This window comes from Corynebacterium sp. HMSC078A10, from assembly GCF_001811565.1.
GTDB lineage: Bacteria > Actinomycetota > Actinomycetes > Mycobacteriales > Mycobacteriaceae > Corynebacterium > Corynebacterium hesseae.
The window spans coordinates 57,768-78,642 of the sequence record NZ_KV805197.1; the positions used below are offsets into that span (position 1 = coordinate 57,768).

Here is a 20,875-nt window from a genome sequence, read left to right on the forward strand (position 1 = left end):
TTTTCTCAATGACACATGAACCTAAGTCTGGTGCCCGCCGACGCATTGTCACGCCTTCGCCACCGGCGCCGGTACCGGAAAAGCGCGCGCCGAGTGGCGTCGTTGCTGTCGACGACGAACTCGAGGACCGCTCGGGACTGAAGGGCAAGGCAGCCGCTGCCTCGAGTGAGCCCTCCGGCGAAAAGAACTCCGACGGCGCCGTCGTTCGCGCGACCGGCTCCATGGCCATTGCGACGATGATTTCCCGCATCACGGGATTCATCCGCAACGTGCTCATCGGCTCGTCGCTCGGCCCGGCTATTTCCTCCGCCTTCACCACGGCGAACCAGCTGCCCAACCTCATCACGGAGATCGTGCTGGGCGCGGTGCTGACCTCGCTCGTGGTGCCCGTGCTGGTACGCGCGGAAAAGGAAGACGCTGACCGTGGCGAGGACTTTGTCCGGCGCCTCTTCACGCTGGCCTTCTCCCTGCTGGCCACGATCACAGTGCTTTCCTGCATCTTTGCCCCGCAGTTGACACGCATGATGTTGCCGGAGGACGGCGAGGTCAATGCCGTGCAGGCCACCTCCTTTGCCTACTTACTGCTGCCACAGATCTTCTTCTACGGGCTCTTCGCGCTCTTCCAAGCGGTGCTCAACACGAAGAACATCTTTGGGCCGGGCGCGTGGGCACCGGTGGTCAATAACATCATCTCGATTACGGTGCTCGTGGCCTACCAGCTGCTGCCGGGCAGTCTGCATCCCGATGCGCCTTCGCCGATCACGGACCGGCACGTGCTGCTCCTAGCCCTAGGCACCACGGCGGGCGTGGTGGTGCAATGCCTCATCCTTTTCCCTTATCTCAAGAAGGCGGGCATTAACCTCAAGCCGCTGTGGGGTCTGGATGACCGCCTCAAGCAGTTCGGCGGGATGGCCATGGCCATCGTGGCCTACGTAGCGGTTTCCCAGCTGGGTTACGTCATCACTTCCCGCGTGGCGGCCCATGCTGACAAAGAAGCGCCGTTTATCTACCAGCAGGCATGGCTTCTCCTGCAGGTGCCCTATGGCGTCATTGGCGTCACGCTGCTCACCGCAATTATGCCGCGCCTGTCCCGCAACGCCGCGGACGGTGACGTCAAGGCCGTGGTTCGGGATCTCACGCTGGGCACGAAGCTGACGTTTATCGCCCTGATTCCCATCGTCATCTTCATGACGGGATTCGGCATCCCGATCGCCCGCGGCCTTTTCCAATACGGCGCCTTCAACGCCAAGGCGGCCGAGGTACTCGGCCTCACGCTGAGCTTCTCTGCCTTTACCCTCATCCCATACGCCCTCGTGCTACTGCACCTGCGCGTGTTCTACGCCCGTGAGGAAGCGTGGACGCCGACGTTTATCATCGCCGGCATCACGCTCACCAAGTCGGTGCTCTCCCTGCTTGCCCCACACGTGGCGGATTCCCCCGACCGCGTGGTCGTCCTTCTGGGCACTGCCAATGGCTTCGGCTTCGTGGCCGGCGCGGTGATCGGCGGCTTCCTGCTCAAGCGAAAGCTGGGCAGCCTGGGTGGCCGCGCGGTTATCGCGACGACTATCTGGTCAGTGCTGGCCTCCCTCGTGGGCCTCGTGGTGGCCTTCGTCATCAATTACGTCATCAACCTCGTGCTCCCGGAGCAGGTGCCGCCGTTCGTGTACCTGCTGAAGCTTGCCGTGGCGGGCCTCATCTTCGTGGCTGTTACCGGCATCGTGCTTTCGCGCTCGGGCTTGCCGGAAGTCATCAACCTTGGCCGCCAGCTGCAGCGCATCCCCGGCATGTCCCGCATCATCAAGATCGAGCATGCCGAGGCCATCGAGGTCGAGGCCCCAGAGCAGCTGGAGATCCAGCCGATCTTCAGCGTGGATGCCTTCAACTCCTCGCCGGTACCGCCGCCGATGTCCGCCGGTATTGTCCGCGGGCCGCGCTTGGTGCCGGGCGCCCCGGTCTCCGATGGCCGCTTCCGCCTTCTCAAGGACTACGGCTCTGCCGCGGGTACCCGCTTCTGGAAGGCCCGCGAGCAGGCCACCGGCCGCCTGGTATCGCTGACATTCGTGGACACCACGGGCGAGGCCCCGATGGCACCGGCCACCCCGGCGGTAGCCGCCCGCCGCTCCGCCGAAGTCTCCCGCGCCACGCGCCGCCTGGCTGAGATGGAACTGGATGCCATGGCGGAGAACATCGACATCCTGTCCTACCGCCAGGGCTGCCTCGTCGTGGCGGACTGGGTGGAGGGCACCTCCCTGAAGACGGTCTCGGAGGATGAGGACCTCGATCCGCGCGCCGTCGCCCACGCCTTAGTCCCGCTGGTGCGCACCACGGCTGCTGCCCACGCGGCGGGCCTCGTGCTGGGAATTGAGAACCGCAACCGCATCCGCATTTCCACTGAGGGCATTGCCACCCTGGCCTTCCCCGCGGTGCTGCACAGCAACGATGAGGAGACTGACCGCTCGGCGCTGGCCTCCGCCATCTCGCTCCTCGTGGAGTCCACCAGTCCGACACCGGAGGTGCTACAGGAGATTGCTGCCGACGCCGAGGAGGGCCAGGACTCCGATCTCGAGGACATCGCCAACCGCTTGGCGGCCTTCGCCGGCGATGGCGACGAGGGCGAGGAGACCCTCCAGATTCCAGTCGAGGAGACCCCGCGCAAGGAGGACCCGAGCCCCGCACCGGGCTTCGGCGGCCGCGGTTACTCTGGCTCCGGCATCATCGTCCTAGGCGCGCTGGCCACCCTCTTCGTCGTGGCAATGGCCGCGCTCAGCGTGTGGATCCTGTCTCATGTGGGAAATGAAAAGACTTCCCCAGTGGTGACGAAGAGCGAATCGACGACTGAAACCTCATTCCCCAACGTGCCGCCGGTGCTCCTGAAGGACGTCAAGACCACCTCCGTTCCGGAGGGCAAGGAAGTATCTGGTTCATGGTCCACGAAGAAGGCAGACACTGGACTCCTGCTCAGCATTGACAAGCCCACGCAACTCCGCGCGCTACCGCTTCAGCAGAGCAAGTCCACCGGCGCCAAGTACGAAGTCTATGGCGTTAATACCAAAGATTTTGACCCCACGGATCCTGACTCCGGCAAGCTCACCGAGCTCGCACACGGCACGCTAACCAACGCGCGCCAAGACATCGAGCTCAAGGAGAAGCCCGTGGCCTTCGACGGCGCCCTCATCGTCTTCACCGACATGCCCAAGTCCGGCTCCGTCACACTGAAGGAGGCCACCCTGGTGGGCATCCCAACCAACTAACCCACCACCTCACGCATTTCCCCAGACCTCGATCCCGAAACTCCCTGCTCGCTGACTCAGACGCGCCACGCGCTTGACGACGCCCACCTGCAGGTTTCGGGTAGCAGGTCTGGGGCTTTAGTGTTCTTGCAATTTCTTCCCTTGACAGATAAGTGAAGGAGCGTATAATTCTTGTTGTCACGTCAACAATCTAGAGAAACCTAGAAGAAACGAGGAACCCATGACTATCACCGCAGGAACGTACGCACTGGACCCGGCACACACCACTATCGGCTTTGTTGCCCGCCACGCCATGATCACCAAGGTGCGCGGCAACTTCAACGAGTTCGAAGGCACCCTGACCGTAGGGGAGAACATTACTGACTCCGCCGCCACCGCCACGGTGAAGACGGCGTCCATCGATACCAAGAACGCTGATCGCGATGCACACGTAAAGAATGAGGACTTCTTCGACGTAGAGAAGTTCCCGGAGATGACCTTCACCGCGACCAAGTTCGACGTTAACGACGAGGGTGAGGGCACCGTCACCGGTGACCTCACCATCAAGGGCACCACCAAGTCCGTTGATTTCAAGGTAGAAGAGACCGGCGTGGCCGAGGATCCCTTCGGCAACACCCGCCTTGGCTTCGAGGCTAAGACCTCCATTAACCGCACCGACTTCGGCATCGACTTCAACGCTCCGCTGAAGACCGGCGGCGTGCTCGTCTCCGAGGAGATCAAGATCGAGCTCGAGGTTTCTGCCATCAAGCAGTAGGCCGTCAGGCGTGATACCTCGCCTTGAGAAGTAGTTTTTAGTTGTTGCCCGTAGTGCCCATTTCGGCACTACGGGCAACAACTTTTTGACGACTAAGGCGCCACAACCGAGTAATAAACAACTCCGGGCAGCTTACCTGTGATACGCACCGCAGCGACGTTTAAGATGTAGCGCATGACTACCGCAAACCTCACCCATGCAGAAGCCACCGCCCGCAGCACCGCGCTGCGTTTGAGCACCTACGATCTGCACCTCGACGTCACGAGCGCGCCAACCGACGCCGACTCCTACGAGGTCACCTCACGTATTACGTTCACCACCACTAAGCCCGAGACCTTCGTGGATTACTTGGGCAAGGCCGTGCACGCAGTGCGCGTCAACGACAAGGAGGTGGAGAACACCTTCGACGGTGGACGGGTCTACCTGAGCAACCTTCCAGTGGGGGAGGAACTCACCGTGGAGATCACCGGCTCCTCCTATTACTCCCGCACCGGCCAGGGCCTGCACCGCATGCACGACCAGGCCGATGACACCACCTACCTCTACTCGCACCTCGAGCCATCCGATGCCCGCCGCATCTTCCCCTGCTTTGACCAGCCGGATCTCAAGGCCAGCTACGAGGTGCACCTCACCGGCCCGGAAGGCTGGCAGCTGCTCAGCAATCAACCGGAGATCAGCCGCGAGAAGACGGATAGCGGGGAAGTGGCACACTTCGCGCCGACCCCTCTGCTGTCGACGTATTTGACGGCGTTTGCGGCGGGGCCGTACGTCGAGAAGCACAGCACCTGGACCGCCCCCGATGGCTCCTTGGAAGTGGAGCTGCGCGCCTTTGCCCGCGCCTCCATGGCCGAATACCTGGATGATGAAATCCTGCAGGTCACAGCACAAGGCATGGACTTCTTCCACAGCAGTTTTGGCTACCCGTACCCGTGGGGCAAGTATGATTCCATCTTCGTTCCGGAATACAACCTGGGCGCCATGGAGAACCCCGGCCTCGTGACCTTTACGGAGCATTACCTCTTCCGTTCTGCCGCCACCCGCGCGCAGCATGCCGGGCGCACGAACACCATCCTGCACGAGATGTCGCACATGTGGTTCGGTGATCTGGTCACCCCGCAGTGGTGGGATGACCTGTGGCTCAAGGAGTCCTTCGCGGAGTTCATGGGCGCGGATTCCTCGGTCCACGCCACCGAATACACCGAGGCGTGGGTGAACTTCGCCGGGCAACGAAAGAACTGGGCGTACCTGCAGGATCAGCTGCCCACCACGCACCCGATCAAGGCCGAGATCCCGGACGTCGATGCCGCGCGCCAGAACTTCGACGGCATTACTTATGCCAAGGGTGCAGCGGTGCTCAAGCAGCTGGTGCACTACGTGGGCCGGGAGAACTTCTACGCCGGCGCGCGCGACTACTTCCAGGAGCACGCCTTTGCTGCCGCCACCTTCGAGGACCTGCTCACGGCGCTGAAGAAGCACACCGACCGCGACCTGGACGCCTGGTCCACAGCCTGGCTGCGCACGTGGGGCCCGGACACGCTCACCCCGGAGCTGCACACGGACGGCGATAAGATCCACGAGCTCGCCATCGCGGTGGAAGCCGAGGACACCACGCGCCCGCACCGCCTCAACGTGGCACTCTTCGATGACTCCCTGAACAAGTACGCCACCCTCGACGTCGATCTGGAGGGCGAGCGCACCATCCTCGATGAGGCATCGGGGCTGCAGGCGCCGGCGTTGCTGCTGCTTAACGACGGCGACCACACCTACGCCAAGGTCCGCTTCGACGAGACCTCCTTGGAGACCATTCGCACGCGCCTGTCTGAAGTTCCGGATGAGCTTTCCCGCGCGGTCATCTGGACTTCCCTGTGGAATCTCACCCGCGATGGCGAGTGGCCAGTGCGTTCCTACCTGGACACGGTGCTCAACCACGCCCCGGCGGAGTCCAACCCGACGCTTCTGACCACAGCCTTTGCCAATGCCCGCTATGCCATCGACCACTTCGTGAGCGAGGATGACCGCGAAGAGATTCGCGCCGATTATGCCGAGCGCCTCTGGGAGGTTCTGCAGCAGGCGCCGGCAGGCTCCGATGCGCAGCTCACCGTCGCCCGCGCCGCCATCCAGGCCTTCGCGGCCAACCCAGCAGAATCCGGCACGCCACGTCTGCGCGCGCTTTACGACGGCTCCCTCGACGGCCTCGCCCTCGACCCGGACATCCGCTGGGCCATCCTCCGCGCCTTGGCCGCCCGCGATGCCGTGAACTCCGATGAGCTGGAGGCGGAGAAGGAGCGCGATAACACGCTCACCGGTGCCGCCGCCTACCTGGGCGCCTCCCACGCTTTCCCATCTGCCGAGCTCAAGCGCGAAGTCTTCGATCTCGTACGCACGCCGGGTAAGTACTCCAACGCGGAGGTGGATTCCCTGCTCGCGGCGTTTAACGCCCCGTGCTCGGCCCACCTCACCGAGGCCTTTGCCCAGGAGTATTTCGACTCTCTGGCGAAGCTCTGGGAGGAGCACCCCATCGAGATTGCTAACCGCCTCGTGCGCGGGCTTTACCCGGATCTCGCGATGGCCGACGCCGCCACCAGCGAGTTCCTGAGCAGCGAACGCCCTCGGGCGCTGCGCCGCGTGCTGCTGGAATGCCAGGATGCGCTGCGTCGCGCGCAACGCGTGCGTGCGGCGCAGTAGACGCGGCGCGTAGCGGACTGCAGAATCTTCCCGTAAACTCACAAGCACATTAACGGGGGACAATCACACACCATCGGCTTCGGCCAAGGGACTGTGTTGACCCATGTGTCATTGCTCAAGTTTCCGGGGGGATTCTTCTTGTCAGCTCAGCCGACCGATCGTGAACTCGTCGACGCCTTCATTGGCGGAGATACTAAGGCCTTTTCGGCAATCGTCGAGAAGCACCGTGCGCGCCTGACGGCCATGGCGCGGCGCTATACGCGCAACGATGATGATGCGCAGGACATCGTGCAGGAGGCACTGCTCAAGGCCAGCTGCAACATGGCCTCCTACCGGCACGATGCCACGCTGAGCACATGGCTGCACAGGCTGGTGATGAACTCCGGCTATGACTTCCTCAACCATCGCTCCAACCGGGAGAACGCCTCCCTGGATGCAGAGATCATTGAGGATGACCGCAACTACGCACTCGCGCACAATCCCAGTGAGAACTTGGCGGAACGCATCACGGTGGCCCAAGCGATGGAGACGTTGCGCCAGGACCAGCGAGAAGCGCTGTACCTGACCGACGTAGCAGGCTATCCCATCGATGCGGTGGCCAAAGTGCAGGGCGTTGCGCCAGGCACGGTGAAATCGCGGCGAGCCCGGGCTCGGCAAGTGCTGCGTGCGGCGATAGACTGAGGCCGAGTAGAATCTGATTCTTGATCGGAATTGTCGTCTCAAGGGAGTTTTTTGTGACCATCCACGATGTCGCCATCGTCGGCTCCGGCCCCGCCGGCTACACCGCAGCACTCTACGCAGCACGTGCCGAGCTCAATCCCATCGTCTTCGAGGGCTTTGAATACGGCGGCGAACTCATGAACACCACCGAGGTGGAGAACTACCCGGGCTTCCAGAAGGGCATCATGGGCCCCGAGCTCATGGAAGAAATGCGCGCCCAGGCCATCCGCTTCGGTGCGGACCTGCGCATGGAGGTTGTCGATTCCGTCGAGCTCGAGGGCGAGGTGAAGAAGCTGCACGTCGGTGACGAGGTCTTTGAGGCCCGCACCGTCATCCTCGCCACCGGTGCAGCGCCGCGCTACCTGGGCATTCCGGGTGAATCCGAGCTCGCTGGGCGCGGCGTGTCCGCCTGCGCCACCTGCGATGGCTTCTTCTTCAAGGGCCACAACATTGCCGTCGTCGGCGGCGGCGATTCCGCCATGGAGGAGGCCACCTTCCTCACCAAGTTCGCCGAAACCGTAACGATCATCCACCGCTCCGAGAACTTCCGCGCCTCCAAGATCATGCTGGAGCGCGCCAAGGAGAACCCACAGATCAAGTGGCTGACCAATACCACCGTTGAGCGCGTCCTGGATAAGGACGGCAAGGTTGGCGGCCTGGAGGTCAAGAACGCCCTAACCGGCGAAACCAGCGAACTCGATGTCACCGCCATGTTTGTGGCGATTGGCCATGACCCGCGCTCCGGCTTCCTCGAGGGCCAGGTGGCCACCAATGAGGCTGGCTACGTTGTCGTGGAGCAGCCTTCGACTAAGACCTCGCTGCCCGGTGTCTTCGCCTGCGGCGACTTGGTGGATGACCACTACCAGCAGGCCATCACCGCGGCTGGCTCCGGCTGCCGCGCGGCCATTGATGCGGAACATTTCCTCGCCGATAACCGTTAATAGTCACATGAGCAACATTAAGAACGTCACTACTGATTCCTTCCGCGCGGACGTCGTGGAGGCAGGCAAGCCCGTCGTCGTGGACTTCTGGGCTGAATGGTGTGGGCCGTGCAAGAAGTTGTCCCCGATTCTCGAAGAGGTCGCCGAAGAACTCGATGATGACGTCTCCGTGGTCAAGGTCAACGTGGACGAGGAGCGCACCCTGGGTGCCATGTTCCAGATCATGTCGATCCCATCCGTGCTGATTTTCAAGAATGGTGAGAAGGTCGACGAGTTCGTCGGCCTGCGTTCCAAGGCCGACATCGTGGCGCAGATAAAGAAACAGCTCTAACTGGTATTCTTTAACTCGTTGATGGCGCACTGCGGTGCGCCTCCTTGATCACGAAAGGGGTAGGTGTGAATCGCGTTTTACGTGTAGGTGACCAGAGCGTTCGGGTCGCCGAAGCACGCGCAACCCTTGCCCGCCTCGGCCTGATGACTGACTACCAGGGGACTTTGTCCGACTGGAAGAAGCAAAAGTACTCCGAAGCCGATAAGCACTTTGATAACAATTTGGCCGAGGTCCTCAAGGCCTTCCAGCAATCCCGCGGCATCGTGCCTAGCGGCGATATTGATGACCTCACTCTGCGCGAGCTGCGCCAGGCTTCCTACACGCTGGGCGCCCGCGTTCTGGCCTATGAACCGGGCAACGTGCAGGTGGGCGATGACGTAGCACAGCTCCAAGAACAACTGCAGGAGCTTGGCTTCTACCAAGAACGCATCGATGGCCATTTCGGTGCCCGCACCTACGCGGCGCTGGCGGAATACCAACTCAACTCTGGCCTGCGCAGTGACGGGATCTGTGGCCCTGCCACCATTAACGCCCTCAACCTGCTGGGTCGGCGTATCACTGGCGGCTCGGCGCACAATATCCAGGAACGCGAGCGCGTGCGCAATGCCGGGCCAAAGCTGGCCGGCAAGCGCGTTGTGATCGACCCCAGCCTGGGTGGCCTCAACAAGGGCCGCACGGTCAGGGGACGCTTCGGCAACATCACGGAAGAGGAGATCCTCTGGGACTTGGCCGAGCGTGTTGCCGGGCGCATGATCGCCGCCGGCATGGAGACCATCATCTCCCGCCCGCGCAACGATGACCCATCGATCCGTGACCGCGCAGACATGGCCAATGCATTCGACGCCAACCTGGTTATTTCACTGGCCTGCGATGAATACCCCACGGAGAAGGCCAACGGCGTAGCCACCTTCTACTTTGGGTCGGAATCCGGCAACTCTTCCCTCATCGGTGAGACGCTCTCCGGCTTCATCCAGCGTGAGATCGTTGCCCGTACCGAGCTGGGTAACTGCCGCAACCACGGCCGCACGTGGGCGTTGTTGCGCCTGACGCAGATGCCGGTGGTGCAGGTCGTGCTGGGTTACCTGACCAGCCCCAAGGACGTGGCTATCCTTACCAACCCGGACCGCCGCGATGACATCGCCGAGGCCATCGTCGTCTCCGTCAAGCGCCTCTACCTCTTGGACGAGGATACCGCCGTGACCGGCACCTACCGCTTCGACGAGCTGCTGCGCGCCGAGCGCTCTTCCTAAAGGGCTTAGGCCAAAGCGCGGGCGAGGAGGTCCTCCACCGCGGCTGCGGTCAGCAGGTCGAAAGCCGGTGGAAGCTCGAGGCGCAGGCGCGGGGTAATAGGGTGATCGCGCACCACCATGAAACCGGCGGACTCCAGCGTCTCCACAGGTAATAGGCCTATGCGAGCGGGTTTCTCGCGGAGGAGCTCTTCGGCCTGGCGGGCATCACGAAAGCCAAAGGCCTCAACGGCGCTAGCCTCGCGTGAGGTGAGGTGCATGATGGTGGCGTCGAGAAGCACTGCTTCCAAGCCCTTCGCCGCGCGGTGCGGCTTTACAAATAGCGAAGTCACCAGGACCGCATCCTCCGAGACGGGGGAAGTGGGCAGCTTGGCCACACCGGGGGCAAGCTCAGGCGGACAGAAGAGGAGCGTGGCCTCATCGCCCACGGTAAAACCGCACTCGCCGCAGCGCAGCAGGGTGGCGCTGATCCATGCCTCCTTTTCAAATGCAGGGTCAGCGACCGTGGTTTTCAGCTCCCAAAAAATAGATCGGGCCGCCAAGGGGTTGATAGCAACACCTTCCTTGACGGCCTGAACGAGCATGGCGAGCTAGCTGCCTTCTTTGCCCTCAATGAGCGCTAGGATGCGCTCGAAATCCTCCTGGTCACCGAATTCGACGACCATCTTGCCCTTGCGCTTGCCCATGGTGACGGTGACCTTGGTGTCGAAGCGATCAGCCAAGCGCTCGGCGGAGTCCGTAAAGAACTGCGGCTGCGGGGCAGCGGGCTTCTTGGTTGGCTCGGCTGGCTTGCCATCGCGCTTGTACAGGGTGACGGCTTCCTCGGTGGCTCGCACAGAAAGGCCCTCGGCCACGACGCGATTGGCAATGAGCTCCATGGCCTCTGCATCCGGCAAACCCAGCAACGCGCGGGCGTGACCGCCCGATAACGTACCCGCGGCAACGCGCTTCTGCACGTCCACCGGCAGCTTGAGCAGGCGGATCATGTTGGTCACCTGCGGGCGCGAGCGACCAATGCGGTCAGCCAACTCATTTTGGGTAACCCCAAATTCTTCAAGAAGCTGCTGATAGGCGTGTGCTTCTTCCAACGGGTTGAGCTGCACGCGGTGGATATTCTCCAGCAGAGCGTCCCGCAGGAGGTCATCATCCTTGGTATCGCGGACGATAGCCGGGATGGTGGCCAGGCCCGCCTTGGAAGAGGCGCGCCAGCGGCGCTCACCCATGATGAGCTCGAAGCCGCCCTCCTCGGAAGGCCGGACCACGACCGGCTGCAACAGACCGAATTCCTTGATGGAGTGGACCAGCTCGGCCAGGTCATCCTCGTCGAAGACAGTACGCGGCTGCTTCGGGTTGGGCATGATGTCACCGACGGAAATCTCGCGGTAAGTCGCACCAATCACCGAAGGCTTGGCCTGACGCTTCTTCGAACCCGAGGATTGCTGGATAGTGGGCGCACCCTGCACCCTTTTCGTGCCGGCATCCTTAGGAGCGCCGGTGGACGCACCGAGAATGATATCTGCGGCGGAATCTCCCAAGCGTGGCTTGCGGGAGGGCGCACCCGGGCCGGACGGGATGAGCGCGGCCAAGCCCTTGCCCAAACCGCCCTGGCGCTGCTCCGGCTTGTGGTCTGCCTTCTTATCTGCCACGGTGTCCTATCCTTCCAATTCCGCGAAAATCTCTGGGCTCACGCCAATGGCACCCGTGGTGGGGTGCGGCGTGTAGTCCCCGCGCTTATCCAACTCGCGTGCGGCGGCGGCGTAGGCGCGGGCGCCTGTCGACGACGGGTCATAAGCGATAACCGTCTTACCATAACCCGGCGCCTCCGAAACGCGAACGGAGCGCGGGATGACGTTGCCTAAGACGACGGCGCCGAACTGCTCGCGCACTTCATTGGCCACCTGCTCTGCCAGCTTGGTGCGGGCGTCGAACATGGTGAGCAGCACGCCGGAGATGTGCAGATCCTCGTTGAGGTGCTCACGGATCATGGAGATATTTCCCAGCAGCTGGCCCACGCCCTCCAGGGCGTAGTACTCACACTGGATGGGAATAATGACCTCTTCTGCGCACGTCATCGCATTGATGGTGAGCAAGCCTAGAGATGGTGGGCAGTCAATAAAAACGTACTCAAAGCCATGCTCTTCGAGGAAGCCGTTGTGCAGGGCGTCATACAGGCGAAACTCGCGGCGAACCAGGGAGACCATTTCAATCTCCGCGCCGGCGAGGTCGATGGTGGTGGGGATGCAGTAGAGGTTTTCATCGTCGGGGGAGTGCTGCATCGCATCCTCCGCGCTGCAGTCACCCAACAAAACCTCATAGCTGGATTTGGTGCCGGAGGTGTGCTCCGCGCCCACCGCGGTGGAGGCATTGCCCTGCGGGTCCAAGTCGATCACCAGGACCTTCTTGCCGGCCTCAGCGAGCGCGGCGGCAAGGTTGACGGCGGAGGTGGTTTTACCCACGCCACCCTTCTGGTTCGCGATGGTGATAAGACGAGGATGAGTCATGCCGTCTACTTTAGTTCACGCGCGGGACACGGATAATGGTGGTGCCGTGGATGGTCATGACCTCGGCTTTTCCGCCACCGGCGCGCTTGATGTCGGCTGCGTCGCGCTCCAGCTCCTCGTGCACCGAGGAACCCTTGAGAGCGATCATCTCTCCGCCCTTGCGAACCAGCGGCAGGGACCACTTGGCCAGCTTGCCCAACGGGGCCACCGCGCGGGAGGTCACGATGTCGGCACCCTTAACGGCCTTCTTCACCGGGCCTTCCTCGGCGCGGCCGCGGATGACGGTGACGTTATCGAGGCCCAGCAGGTCGACGACCTCGTTGAGGTAAGTGGAGCGCTTCAGCAGCGGCTCGATGAGGGTGATTGTCAGGTCAGGGCGCGCGATGGCGAGCGGGATGCCGGGCAAGCCGGCGCCACTGCCGACGTCGATAAGCGTGGCGCCCTGCGGCATTACCTCCGCGACCACGGCGCAGTTAATGAGGTGGCGCTCCCACAGGCGCGGGACCTCGCGGGGACCTATAAAACCACGGGTGGACCCGTCCGTAGCCAGCGAATCGTGGTATTTCTGCGCGAGCGGCAGACGCGATCCGAAGACGTCAGACGGGTCCAGTGGCACAGTGTCGGACACAGATTCAGTCACTGTGAAAACTCCTGGGTTACGTTCTAGTTGTTCTTGCGGCGCTGTTTCTTAGAGCGGTGATCCTTCTTGCGTGCGCCCGGCTTCGGGGCAGAAGTGCGCTTGAGCTCAGCCTTGGCGGCTGCCTCTTCTTCTTCCTCCCGGTCCATCTTGGCGTAGACAATGCGGGTTTGGAAGAAGGTCCACACGGTGTTGGCCAGCATGTAGAAGAGCAGGCCGATGGGCCAGATGAAGCCGGAGAACACCAGCATTGCCGGCATAAACCACAGCATCATCTTGTTCATCATGGCCATCTGCTGCTGCATCATCTCCGCGTTCTGACCCTGCGGGGTAGCGGTCTTGCCGGCCGCGCGGCGCGCCTCCTGACGGTTCAGCGTCATGCGGGCGTTGAAGTGGGTCAGCGTCGCAATGATGGCGATGAGCGGCACGATGATGAAGGCCGCCTGTGCGGTGGTGGCTTCCTTAACAATCTCCAGACCGGAGTTGAGGCGCAGGTTGGCCACGAGCGGGACACCGAAGATCTTGGCGTCTACGAACTGCTTCACCAGCTCAGGTTCGAAGATGTAGTTCGCAATGGAGGCGTTCATCTCCTCCGACATTGCTTCACCCGCCGGGTGGCCCACGCCACCGGCGACGGCAACGGTGCGGTCGAAGGAACGCAGCACGTGGAACAGACCAATGAACATGGGGATCTGCGCGAACATCGGCAGACAGCCCGCCACCGGACGAACGCCGGCTTCCTTGTAGATGCGCTGCATCTCTTGGGCAGCCTTGGTCTGGTCATTGGCGTACTTGGTGCGCAGTTCCTGAATTTGCGGCTGGATCTCCTGCATCTTGCGTGAAGAGCGCAGCTGCGTGATGGTCGGCTTGACCATGATGGCCTTGAGCGTCCATGTCAGAAGAACGATGGCGATGATCCAGGTTCCGCCCCATGCGGAATCAAGGACGAAGCTCAAGAGCCAATGCCAGAACCACAGGACGGCTGAAATTGGCCAATAAATGAAATTAAGCACGAGAGTTGTTTACCTCAGTTGTTGTTTGGTCGGTACCGGATCAAACCCGCCCGGGTGCCAGGGACCGCACTTGCATAACCTGGCGAGGGCCATGCCCGTCCCCTTGAAGGCTCCATGGATGGAGATGGCTTCGAGAGCATAGGCACTGCACGTCGGTTCAAAACGACAGGTGGAGACCATCTTAAGGCCTGACAAGTGCTTTTGGTAGAAGCGCACCCCGTGAACTAGGACTCTCCCGAACCCGCGGGCTTCAGGAATCTCCTCTCCTTGAGAGTTCAGATATCCCATGTGCTTAGTGCTTTGCGGATATCACGCTCAAGGCGCTCACTGGTGGCACTACCGCTAGCGGGCAAGGCGCGGATAACAATGTCAACATTGGCGGGCAATACTGTCCCGTTGACGCCATCGCGCATGAGGGACATGCACACATGACGAAGCCGCCGGGAGGTGCGGTGGCGAACCACGGCATTCCCGACGGCCTTCGACACGATGAGGCCGAACCGCGGCCCAGTGGCCGCGATGTCGTCTTCACCGTCGTTAAAGCGCAAATGCACGACGACAGTGCGCGTGCCCGCCCGGCGCCCGCCCTTGATGGTCCTCCGAAATTGCCTCGGGGACGTGAGCTTGTGCTGGGCTGGAAGCATGAATTAAGCGGTGAGCTTAGCGCGACCCTTCTTGCGACGAGCGGCGACGATGGCGCGGCCGGCGCGGGTGCTCATGCGGGTACGGAAGCCGTGCTTACGAGCGCGACGACGGTTGTTCGGCTGGAAGGTACGCTTACCCTTTGCCACGATTAACTCCTTGAAGTTGTTGGTGGATGGCACAGCCACACGCCGGTGAGGGCGGTGGGCATAAACATCCACTGATGAATGGTGTACGTGGGGATGTGGCTTCGCACGTGAAGCGCCGTGAGGCGTGGCGAGGCATTCCCACATGCAACATGTGCACCATGCACTGTTGCGATAGACCATCACAGGTTACGTGACAGATAGTGCGCGAAACAAATCGACACACTGGGTGTCCCCGAAATTACAAAGATGTTTTTATCCGCAGCTAGAACGCCACTTTTTGCCCACATGCTGCGCGACAAGTGCCCCCTCTCGCCGTTCTTGCGCCGCGCTTGGCGCCACCGTGCCGAGCGCGCATAAAAGTGCGTTAGACAGCGCCCCCATAACGCGGTACAACTGAGGAATCGAATTCCACAGTCACCCACAGGGTGTGGATAACTCTCAATGAAGACTTGAGACTTTTGCTGTTTATGCAGGTTAACTGCATTGAGGAGCCGATGTACAGTTATCCACAGCTATGAGATAGGCTGTGGATAAACCACCTATCCACACTTGTGGATAACTTTGTGGATTCCGAGGTTACACACCAAAACATCGTGTGGAATCTTCGGTGGAAATTACAACTTCATGTGATTTCTCATCCTGTATCTCTCCTCATCCATCCGTCCATCCCCGATCCCCAACCCACAGTCACGCAGTAAATACTCAGCTCCCAAAGCCTCTTCTTCAGGGAACCGAGTAGGTGTGGCCGGCCCCGGCCGATGACACCGCGTGAACTGTGACTACACAGAAGGTAGGCGTTTTGTCTGATCCGCAAGCAGCCCTCCGGGCCAGCTGGAAAGCTGTGGTCAGTGATTTACTGGCTCAGTCCGAACAACCAAGTTCGGACGTACCCAATTTCTCCCATAGCCAGCGCCTCAATCTTCAACTTGTAGAACCCATCATGATCGGTGATGGCTACGCGCTGATCGCCGCCCCGCACGAGAACGCCAAGAATGTCATCGAGGCCGAGCTGGGGGAGTACATCACCCGCACCTTGTCGCAGCATATGGGGCGCCCTTGTTCTTTGGCCGTGACCATTGCGGCGCCGCCGCAGCCGGCTCACGAAGAAGCGCCAGAAGCGCCCGCACCCCAGCGCCCCATCCAAACCGAGGCGCCCGAGCACGGCATGGGGCACCAGGCACAGGGTTTCCAGCAGCCCATGCCGCCCACTCCATCTGCCCAGCCAGAGACGCCAAGCCACCATCAACCGCGCTCCTGGGACACCGCGCATTCTCCGGCTAGCTTGGATGAGTTGGCACAGCACTACAGCGATCAGCAGAGCGGCGTTCCGAACGGCTACCCCGAGGCAACCGGGCCGCGCATCCCGCGCGAGGAACCGGCGCACAACCCGAACCGCGAAAAGTCCCTCAACCCGAAGCACACTTTTGAAAACTTCGTCATCGGGTCCTCCAACCGTTTTGCCAACGGCGCCGCCGTGGCCGTGGCCGAAAACCCCGCCCGCGCCTATAACCCTCTCTTCATTTGGGGCGGCTCCGGCTTGGGCAAAACCCACCTGCTGCACGCGGCCGGTAATTACGCCCAGGTCCTGCATCCGGGCCTGCGCGTGAAGTACGTCTCCTCGGAGGAATTTACCAACGACTACATCAATTCCCTGCGTGATGACCGCCAGGAATCCTTCAAGCGCCGCTACCGCAACCTGGACATCCTCATGGTCGATGACATCCAGTTTCTAGAGGGCAAGGAGTCCACGCAGGAGGAGTTCTTCCACACCTTCAATGCGCTGCACCAGGCCAATAAACAGATCATTTTGTCCTCCGATCGCCCTCCGAAACAGCTGACCACGCTGGAGGATCGCCTGCGCACACGCTTCGAGGGAGGACTGATTACGGATATTCAGCCGCCAGACCTGGAAACGCGCATCGCCATCCTCATGAAGAAGGCCTCCGCGGACGGCACCGACGTCGATCGCTCGGTCCTCGAGCTCATCGCCTCTCGCTTCGAATCCTCGATCCGCGAGCTGGAGGGCGCGCTCATCCGTGTTTCTGCGTATTCTTCCCTGGTCAATGAACCGATCAGTTTGGAGATGGCGGAGATTGCCCTGCATGATCTAGCCCCGGACTCTGCGGATCGCCAGATCACCGCGGCGGCCATCATCGAGGTCACAGCGGATTACTTCGACATCGACGTGGATACCCTGCGCGGTTCTGGTAAGAAGCGCGCCGTCGCCCACGCCCGCCAGCTGGCCATGTATCTGTGCCGCGAGCTCACAGAGCTTTCCCTGCCGAAGATTGGTGATCAATTCGGCGGCAAGGACCACACCACCGTCATCTATGCGGACCGCAAGATCCGTAAGGAGATGACTGAGAACCGCAACACGTACGACGAGATCCAGGCCCTAACCCAACGCGTGAAGAACCACAACCAGCGCTAGCACCACGCAGCGCTTGGCGACGCCCCTGCCCACCTCCCGCAATTTCCTCCCCGCGGGCGTGGGTAGGGGCGTCTTTGCTATCCACCCAAAAGTTATCCACACCGTTATTCACAGCTGTGTAATTTCATTGTTGTAATTTGTAGATCCTTATCACGTTTTCTTCTTCCACAGCAGATCAGAAGGGTCATCGCCCTTGTGATTAACTCTGTGATCAGCGCAGACAGATCTGGGGATGAATTGTGGATAACTTTGACCCCGACCCAGTTACTCACATTTCTTGTCATTTGATCACAGTGATCCCACACCCTGACTCACAGATCGTTTCACCGTGAAGAGCTTGGCTTTTAGCGGGTTGTCCACAGATCCCACAGCGCTTATTACTACTTCTATTTTGTTTTCTCCCTAACCAAGAAGAAAAAGGATGTGTGTGATTCGTCGGCGCCCTGCACGGTCGCGCGCTTGAATCGCAAAGCACGGAAGGTGAATGACAAAATCCTGTGCTTCGGCACCGATCCTGTAAGTTGGAGTGAGCTTGCAAGAATCTTCCATCCGCAACTAGAGGAGCGTCTCACCATCATGGAGCAGTCCGTGTCATTTCGCGTTGCCAAAGATGATCTCGCTAACGCCGTAGCGTGGGTCGCGCGCAGCCTTCCTTCGAAGGTCACCCAACCAGTACTGCGCGCCATGCTGATCACCGCGGATGACAATGGTTTGGAATTCACCGGCTTCGACTACGAGGTTTCCACCCGCGTGCGCATCGCCGGCATGGTGGATGAGCCGGGACGCATCGCAGTGGCCGGTAAGTTGCTCTCTGACATCGTTGCTTCCTTGCCCAACAAGGAAATCGAGATGACGCAGGAGGATAACAAGGTTCTGTTGACCTGTGGTTCTTCGCGCTTCGAGCTGCCGCTCATCCCGCTGGATGATTACCCCCAACTCCCTGTCCTGCCGGAGGTCACCGGCACCATTAACCCGCAGCTCTTCGTCGAAGCCATCAGCCAGGTCGTTGCCGCGGCCGGCAAGGATGACACGCTGCCGATGCTCACCGGCGTGCACATTGACATCAATGGTTCTCACGTGGAAATGACGGCAACGGACCGCTTCCGCCTGGCCATGCGCACCTTCGAGTGGGAGCCGGTATCTCCTGACGTCCAGGCCAAGCTCCTCGTCCCGGCCAAGACGTTGCAGGAGACCGGCCGTTCCTTGGACACGCACCTCAACATCCCGGTTGAAATCGCCGTGGGCACTGGTGAGAACATCGCTGCGGAAGGCCTGTTCGGCCTGCATGCGGATAACCGCGAGACCACCACCCGCATGCTGGACGCGGATTTCCCCAACGTTGCACCCTTGCTGCCCAAGACCCACAGCGCTATGGCCAGCATTGAGGTTGCTCCGCTCCAGGAAGCCATTCGCCGCGTCTCGTTGTTGACGGATCGCAATGCGCAGATCCGCATGGAATTCCGCGAGGGCGAGGTGACCTTGGCAGCCGGTGCTGATTCCGGCCGCGCCAGCGAGTCCTTGCCTTGTGCTTTCAACGGCCGTGAGGACTTCGTCATCGCCTTCAACCCGTCCTACCTTAAGGATGGTTTGGCCGTGGTCCACACGGACCGCGTGGTCTTTGGATTTACCGAACCTTCGCGCCCGGCAATCATGATTCCGGAGCCGGAAGAGCTGCCGGCGGCCAACGAAGACGGCTCTTTTCCTACCCCGGAGACTGACTTCACTTACCTCTTGATGCCGGTGCGCTTGCCAGGCTAGGCCATATGTATATTCGCGATCTCGATGTCAGGGACTTCCGCTCCTGGCCCGAGCTCACCCTCAACCTCAAGCCGGGGATCACCCTGTTTGTCGGCCGCAACGGTTTCGGAAAGACCAATATCGTCGAGGCCATCGGGTATACCGCGCATCTTTCTTCGCACCGTGTGGCCCACGATGCCCCCCTCGTGCGCCACGGCGCGCACAATGCCCGCATCTCCGCCACCGCGGTGAACCAGGGCAGAGAGCTCACCGCGCACTTGCTCATCAAACCCCACGCGGCCAACCAGGCGCAGATCAACCGCACGCGCCTGAAGTCCCCGCGCGAGTTACTTGGCGTGGTGAAAACCGTGTTGTTTTCCCCGGAGGATTTGTCCCTCGTGCGCGGCGAACCTGCAGCACGCCGCCAGTATTTGGATGACATCATTGCCTCCCGCACGCCACGCCTGGCGGGAGTGAAAGCTGATTATGACAAGGTCCTGAAGCAGCGCAATGCCTTGTTGAAGTCGGCGTCGCCAAGCTTGCGCCGGGGCTACAGCGACAGTGACGGTGCCTCGGCGCTGGCCACTCTCGACGTGTGGGATACGCAGCTGTCTTCCCTCGGCGCGCAGGTGATTCAGGCACGCCTAGCGCTTGTCGACGAACTCCGCGAGCACATTCCCGCCGCTTATGCCGGGCTCGCCCCGGAGTCGCGACCGGCCGCCATTGACTACAAATCCACCGTGGACATCTCAGACCGCGAGGTTATCGAGGCCATGATGCTCACCGAGCTTGCCACGAAGCGTCAACGAGAGATCGAACGCGGCATCTCGCTCGTTGGCCCGCACCGCGACGATCTGGTGCTCAACCTTGGCACGAGCCCCGCCAAGGGCTTTGCCAGCCACGGCGAGACCTGGTCCTATGCCATCTCCTTGCGGCTGGCGGAGTTCAACCTGCTGCGCCAAGACGGCACTGATCCGATTCTCATCCTTGATGATGTCTTCGCCGAGCTCGATGCGAAAAGGCGCGAAAAGCTCGTTCACCTCGCCGCGGGTGCGGAGCAGGTGCTCATTACTGCGGCGGTGGATGAGGATTTGCCTGGAAATTTGCAGCCCATTGAACGCTTTACGGTCACAGTGCGCGACACCGACGAGGGCCGAATCTCCGAGATCACTCCGTATACGGCGGGCGGTGACGAGGATGACTGAGCAGGACTTCGATCCGGTCAAGGCGCTCTTCGAGCGCACGCGAAGTAATTCCAAGAATCCGCCGAAGCTAAACAAGCCGGCTCCCAAGATGAACCTGACGCCGACTCCTTCGGAGCAACAGCCAACGCCGTATCGGCGTGGCCGGCCCAGCGGACCCGATGGCCGCCGCCGGCGCCGCAGCCTCGAGATCCCTAGCCTCGGCGCACAGATTCAACGAGAGATTGGCAAACGCGGCTGGGAACACGAATTGGCTCATGGTTGGGTCATGGGTAATTGGGAAAACCTCGTCGGCGAGCGCATCGCCGCGCACACGCAACCGCTCACCATCAAAGAGCAGGTTGTCTACGTGGCGTGTGATTCTTCCAGCTGGGCCACCGAGTTGCGCTACCTGCAGCGCCCCATTTTGCAGAAGATTGGAGATCGCCTCGGCCCGGACGTGGTGGTTAAGCTGCACATTCAGGGCCCCAAGCAGCACCGCAACTATGAGGGCCGCCAATGGGTCAAGCCGCAAGGTTCGCAAGATACGTACGGCTGATTTTGGGTGACCGCGAAATTCACGCAAATTTGGGGCTCTCACGGGCGTGCAGTGCCCTTGCGTGGGGGGACACAGTGTAGAATGGCTAGAGTCTTA

The 20,875-nt window shown here is 61.3% G+C and carries 19 protein-coding genes; 11 read left to right on the forward strand and 8 right to left on the reverse strand.

What is annotated here, in order from left to right; translation table 11 throughout:
- The first annotated feature begins 8 nt into the window (after positions 1–8).
- The 7 genes from murJ to HMPREF2808_RS05275 all read left to right on the forward strand — a co-directional run bounded on the left by murJ (position 9) and on the right by HMPREF2808_RS05275 (position 9,932).
- Positions 9–3,251, forward strand: a complete 3,243-nt coding sequence (gene murJ / locus HMPREF2808_RS05245; RefSeq protein WP_070624102.1) for a murein biosynthesis integral membrane protein MurJ — start codon at positions 9–11, stop codon at positions 3,249–3,251.
- Positions 3,252–3,471: 220 nt separating this feature from the next.
- Positions 3,472–4,005, forward strand: coding sequence for a YceI family protein (locus HMPREF2808_RS05250; RefSeq protein ID WP_070521904.1), 534 nt, complete (start codon positions 3,472–3,474; stop codon positions 4,003–4,005).
- Positions 4,006–4,179: 174 nt separating this feature from the next.
- Positions 4,180–6,690 carry an aminopeptidase N gene (pepN, locus tag HMPREF2808_RS05255; RefSeq protein ID WP_070521908.1) on the forward strand — a complete coding sequence of 837 codons (2,511 nt, stop codon included), beginning with the start codon at positions 4,180–4,182 and terminating at the stop codon, positions 6,688–6,690.
- 138 nt (positions 6,691–6,828) lie between these two features.
- On the forward strand, positions 6,829–7,371 hold the full coding sequence (locus tag HMPREF2808_RS05260; protein WP_070521975.1) for an RNA polymerase sigma factor: 543 nt from the start codon (positions 6,829–6,831) through the stop codon (positions 7,369–7,371).
- Between the two features lie 53 nt (positions 7,372–7,424).
- A complete protein-coding gene (gene trxB, locus HMPREF2808_RS05265) occupies positions 7,425–8,351 on the forward strand; it encodes a thioredoxin-disulfide reductase (RefSeq protein WP_070521911.1) in 927 nt (308 codons plus the stop codon).
- A gap of 7 nt (positions 8,352–8,358) precedes the next feature.
- On the forward strand, positions 8,359–8,682 hold the full coding sequence (gene trxA / locus HMPREF2808_RS05270; protein WP_070521914.1) for a thioredoxin: 324 nt from the start codon (positions 8,359–8,361) through the stop codon (positions 8,680–8,682).
- A gap of 65 nt (positions 8,683–8,747) precedes the next feature.
- A complete protein-coding gene (locus HMPREF2808_RS05275; protein WP_070521917.1) occupies positions 8,748–9,932 on the forward strand; it encodes an N-acetylmuramoyl-L-alanine amidase in 1,185 nt (394 codons plus the stop codon).
- 5 nt (positions 9,933–9,937) lie between these two features.
- Here the strand turns inward: HMPREF2808_RS05275 and HMPREF2808_RS05280 are convergent, their stop codons facing one another.
- From HMPREF2808_RS05280 to rpmH, 8 genes are read right to left on the reverse strand one after another with little or no spacing between them, the layout of a single operon-like run.
- Positions 9,938–10,513 (reverse strand): hypothetical protein, encoded by a 576-nt coding sequence (locus HMPREF2808_RS05280; protein ID WP_070521920.1) that lies wholly within the window; start codon positions 10,511–10,513, stop codon positions 9,938–9,940.
- 6 nt (positions 10,514–10,519) lie between these two features.
- Positions 10,520–11,575: a ParB/RepB/Spo0J family partition protein gene (locus HMPREF2808_RS05285; protein WP_070521924.1), complete on the reverse strand. Its 1,056-nt coding sequence runs from the start codon at positions 11,573–11,575 to the stop codon at positions 10,520–10,522.
- 6 nt (positions 11,576–11,581) lie between these two features.
- A complete protein-coding gene (locus HMPREF2808_RS05290; protein WP_070624104.1) occupies positions 11,582–12,430 on the reverse strand; it encodes a ParA family protein in 849 nt (282 codons plus the stop codon).
- Between the two features lie 10 nt (positions 12,431–12,440).
- Entirely contained in the window at positions 12,441–13,070 is a 630-nt protein-coding gene (gene rsmG / locus HMPREF2808_RS05295; protein WP_070521930.1) for a 16S rRNA (guanine(527)-N(7))-methyltransferase RsmG, read from the reverse strand.
- Positions 13,071–13,093: 23 nt separating this feature from the next.
- A complete protein-coding gene (yidC, locus tag HMPREF2808_RS05300) occupies positions 13,094–14,080 on the reverse strand; it encodes a membrane protein insertase YidC (RefSeq protein ID WP_070563695.1) in 987 nt (328 codons plus the stop codon).
- Positions 14,081–14,089: 9 nt separating this feature from the next.
- The gene (yidD, locus tag HMPREF2808_RS05305) at positions 14,090–14,368 is read right to left on the reverse strand and encodes a membrane protein insertion efficiency factor YidD (protein WP_070444526.1); all 279 of its coding nucleotides are present in this window, start codon (positions 14,366–14,368) and stop codon (positions 14,090–14,092) included.
- A complete protein-coding gene (rnpA, locus tag HMPREF2808_RS05310) occupies positions 14,356–14,724 on the reverse strand; it encodes a ribonuclease P protein component (protein ID WP_070521939.1) in 369 nt (122 codons plus the stop codon). Before rnpA ends, yidD begins: the two co-directional genes overlap by 13 nt.
- Before the next feature lie 3 nt (positions 14,725–14,727).
- On the reverse strand, positions 14,728–14,871 hold the full coding sequence (gene rpmH / locus HMPREF2808_RS05315; RefSeq protein ID WP_003847033.1) for a 50S ribosomal protein L34: 144 nt from the start codon (positions 14,869–14,871) through the stop codon (positions 14,728–14,730).
- 799 nt (positions 14,872–15,670) lie between these two features.
- On the opposite strand from rpmH, the gene dnaA reads away from it, so the two are divergent.
- The 4 genes from dnaA (at position 15,671) to HMPREF2808_RS05335 (ending at position 20,779) form a co-directional block, all read left to right on the forward strand.
- A complete protein-coding gene (gene dnaA, locus HMPREF2808_RS05320) occupies positions 15,671–17,302 on the forward strand; it encodes a chromosomal replication initiator protein DnaA (protein ID WP_070521942.1) in 1,632 nt (543 codons plus the stop codon).
- Positions 17,303–17,878: 576 nt separating this feature from the next.
- On the forward strand, positions 17,879–19,060 hold the full coding sequence (dnaN, locus tag HMPREF2808_RS05325; RefSeq protein WP_070521945.1) for a DNA polymerase III subunit beta: 1,182 nt from the start codon (positions 17,879–17,881) through the stop codon (positions 19,058–19,060).
- Between the two features lie 5 nt (positions 19,061–19,065).
- Positions 19,066–20,244, forward strand: coding sequence for a DNA replication/repair protein RecF (recF, locus tag HMPREF2808_RS05330; RefSeq protein ID WP_070521948.1), 1,179 nt, complete (start codon positions 19,066–19,068; stop codon positions 20,242–20,244).
- Positions 20,237–20,779 (forward strand): DciA family protein, encoded by a 543-nt coding sequence (locus HMPREF2808_RS05335; protein ID WP_070596419.1) that lies wholly within the window; start codon positions 20,237–20,239, stop codon positions 20,777–20,779. Before recF ends, HMPREF2808_RS05335 begins: the two co-directional genes overlap by 8 nt.
- The last annotated feature ends 96 nt before the right edge of the window (positions 20,780–20,875 follow it).

Excerpts from the sequence above, each read along its gene's own strand:
- trxA (WP_070521914.1), top strand. The coding sequence starts at position 8,359 with ATGAGCAACATTAAGAACGTCACTACTGATTCCTTCCGCGCGGACGTC.
- dnaN (WP_070521945.1), top strand. The coding sequence starts at position 17,879 with ATGGAGCAGTCCGTGTCATTTCGCGTTGCCAAAGATGATCTCGCTAAC.
- yidD (WP_070444526.1), bottom strand. The coding sequence starts at position 14,368 with ATGGGATATCTGAACTCTCAAGGAGAGGAGATTCCTGAAGCCCGCGGG.
- HMPREF2808_RS05280 (WP_070521920.1), bottom strand. The coding sequence starts at position 10,513 with ATGCTCGTTCAGGCCGTCAAGGAAGGTGTTGCTATCAACCCCTTGGCG.
- recF (WP_070521948.1), top strand. The coding sequence starts at position 19,066 with ATGTATATTCGCGATCTCGATGTCAGGGACTTCCGCTCCTGGCCCGAG.
- HMPREF2808_RS05290 (WP_070624104.1), bottom strand. The coding sequence starts at position 12,430 with ATGACTCATCCTCGTCTTATCACCATCGCGAACCAGAAGGGTGGCGTG.
- pepN (WP_070521908.1), top strand. The coding sequence starts at position 4,180 with ATGACTACCGCAAACCTCACCCATGCAGAAGCCACCGCCCGCAGCACC.
- HMPREF2808_RS05250 (WP_070521904.1), top strand. The coding sequence starts at position 3,472 with ATGACTATCACCGCAGGAACGTACGCACTGGACCCGGCACACACCACT.
- murJ (WP_070624102.1), top strand. The coding sequence starts at position 9 with ATGACACATGAACCTAAGTCTGGTGCCCGCCGACGCATTGTCACGCCT.
- rnpA (WP_070521939.1), bottom strand. The coding sequence starts at position 14,724 with ATGCTTCCAGCCCAGCACAAGCTCACGTCCCCGAGGCAATTTCGGAGG.
- HMPREF2808_RS05335 (WP_070596419.1), top strand. The coding sequence starts at position 20,237 with ATGACTGAGCAGGACTTCGATCCGGTCAAGGCGCTCTTCGAGCGCACG.